The organism is Williamsia sp., assembly GCF_016462415.1.
GTDB lineage: Bacteria > Actinomycetota > Actinomycetes > Mycobacteriales > Mycobacteriaceae > Williamsia_A.
In genome coordinates, this window is the sequence record NZ_JAEMTF010000221.1 from 1 (window position 1) to 2,145 (window position 2,145).

General features: G+C 64.6%; 2 protein-coding genes and 1 pseudogene. 1 reads left to right on the plus strand and 2 read right to left on the minus strand.

Going from position 1 to position 2,145, the window contains the following annotated elements; translation table 11 throughout:
* Both JHC79_RS23525 and JHC79_RS23530 read right to left on the minus strand, forming a co-directional pair.
* Positions 1-608 (minus strand): annotated as a pseudogene (locus tag JHC79_RS23525) (phosphoketolase); the annotation flags it as partial.
* Positions 605-1,123, minus strand: a complete 519-nt coding sequence (locus JHC79_RS23530) for a flavodoxin domain-containing protein (RefSeq protein ID WP_296395480.1) — start codon at positions 1,121-1,123, stop codon at positions 605-607. The gene JHC79_RS23530 and the pseudogene JHC79_RS23525, both read right to left, overlap by 4 nt.
* A 189-nt stretch (positions 1,124-1,312) precedes the next feature.
* On the opposite strand from JHC79_RS23530, the gene JHC79_RS23535 reads away from it, so the two are divergent.
* Positions 1,313-2,145, plus strand: an 833-nt coding sequence (locus JHC79_RS23535) for a slipin family protein (RefSeq protein ID WP_296395483.1), incomplete at its 3' end; no start/stop codon positions are given.

The window sequence follows — 2,145 nt, forward strand, 5'->3', positions numbered from 1 at the left end:
GCACCGTCACGAGACGGGTTGAGGAACGCCGGCAACGTCCAGGACGCGGCGAGCGGACCGGTCTCGGCCTCGCCGTCACCGATGACGCAGGCGACAACCAGGTCAGGGTTGTCGAAGGCTGCGCCTGCGGCGTGCACTAGGGCGTAGCCGAGTTCGCCGCCCTCGTGGATGCTGCCGGGCGTCTGCACGCTCACGTGACTCGGAATGCCACCGGGAGTGGAGAACTGACGACACAACCGACGTACCCCCTCGGCGTCGTCGGAGATCGACGGGTAGATCTCGCTGTAGGTGCCGTCGAGATAGTTCGCGGCCACCAGAGCCGGACCGCCGTGACCCGGACCGGTCACATACAACCAATCCGCCCCGGACTCGCGGATGTGGCGGTTGATCAGTACATAGATCATCGACAGTCCGGGACAGGTACCCCAGTGCCCCAGCAGTCGCGGTTTGATGTGTTCGACGAGAAGCGGCTGTCGCAGCATCACGTTGTCTTGCAGATAGATCTGTGCGACCGAAAGGTAGTTGGCGGCCTTCCACCACCGTATGTCTGCTTCGACTGCGGCGGGTGAGTAGTCGGCGATGGCATCGGTCAGAAGATCCGATGTCATGATCGGTCGGCGACAGTTGCGCGCATGGTCAGGCCCGCGCAGATGGTGTCGGCCCACGCCGCGATCTCCGGGGACGATCGTGCATCGCCGTCCTTCGCGCGCAGCAGTCTGACGACGGTTCGTTCCATCGGGGTGAGGTCTGCGCGAACCAGCCTGCCGCCGAACGTCTTGTGCGCGACTGCCCAGGGGACGTTGTCCCACTTCGTGTTCGAGTCGGGCGTCGGTCCACCGTCAACCGGCCCGCTCGAGAACAGCCATACCGGGATCAGTCCGAGGTCCGGATCGGCGCGGTCGATCAACCGACGGGCGCTCTTGCACCACCGGCCCATGTACACCGCACTACCGATGACGACCGCGTCGTAGTCGCTGATACCCGCGACCGAACCCGCATCTTTCACGTCGGTCTCGGCCGCTATCCCACGTGATTGCAGCCCCTCTCGTAGCGCGACGCCGAGTTGCCGTCCGATGTCCTGGGTGCCGCCGTGCCTGCCGGCGGTGGCGATGAGAATCCGCATGGGTGCGCCTTCCTGCGATGGGAGTTGAGTACCAACTCTGTCGAGAGCCGGTGACGGTGCCTAGAGGCATAGGTCATCGGTGCGAGCAGCCCGAGCGGTGACGTTCGGCACTGTCGGTCAGCATGTATTGGGCGCACGCTCGTGGAAGTGTCGGCCGCTCGGTCCGGCCAACGACGAGAGGCTCCACCAATGTCTGCAATCATCACAGTGGCGGTGGTCATCGTTGTCGTCGTCCTGATCGCTCTCGCGATGTCGATCCGCGTTGTCACCCAGTACCAGCGGGGCGTCGTCCTGCGCTTCGGTCGCGTGATGGAGGTCCGCGAACCCGGTCTCCGGTTCATCATCCCGGTGGTCGACCGGATGGTGCGGGTGTCGATGCGAGTGGTGACGATGCCGATCCAATCGCAGGGCATCATCACCCGCGACAACGTCAGCGTGGACATCTCCGCGGTCGCCTATTACCGGGTGGTCGACCCGGTGAAATCCGTCGTCGCGATCGAGAACGTGGCGTCGGCCATCAACCAGATCGCGCAGACGACACTGCGCAAGGTCGTGGGCCAGCACACCCTCGATCAGGCCCTGGCCGATACCGACACCCTCAACACCGACATCCGCGAGATCCTCGACACCACGACGTCGGAATGGGGTGTCGACGTGACGCTGGTGGAGCTGAAGGACATTCAGCTGCCGGACAGCATGAAGCGTGCGATGGCGCGTCAGGCAGAGGCGGAACGCGAGAAGCGCGCCAAGATCATTGCTGCCGAGGGTGAGTCGATGGCGGCAGCGGCGCTCGGGGATGCCGCCGACACGATGGCTGCGCACCCGATCGCGCTGCAGCTGCGAAACCTACAGACGCTGGCCGATATCGGCGTCGAGAAGAACACGACCGTTGTCTTCCCGGCGCCGATGATGAGCACGATCGGAGAGTTGAAGACCTTTCTGAACGGTGAGCGGGCCGCGTCAGCAGGTGCCGCCGAGCTGAACGGATCGGCCAAGATGCTCAACGGCGTCACGAAGCCGGC

Coding starts and splice junctions, on each gene's coding strand:
- JHC79_RS23530 (WP_296395480.1), bottom strand. CDS start 1,123: ATGCGGATTCTCATCGCCACCGCCGGCAGGCACGGCGGCACCCAGGAC.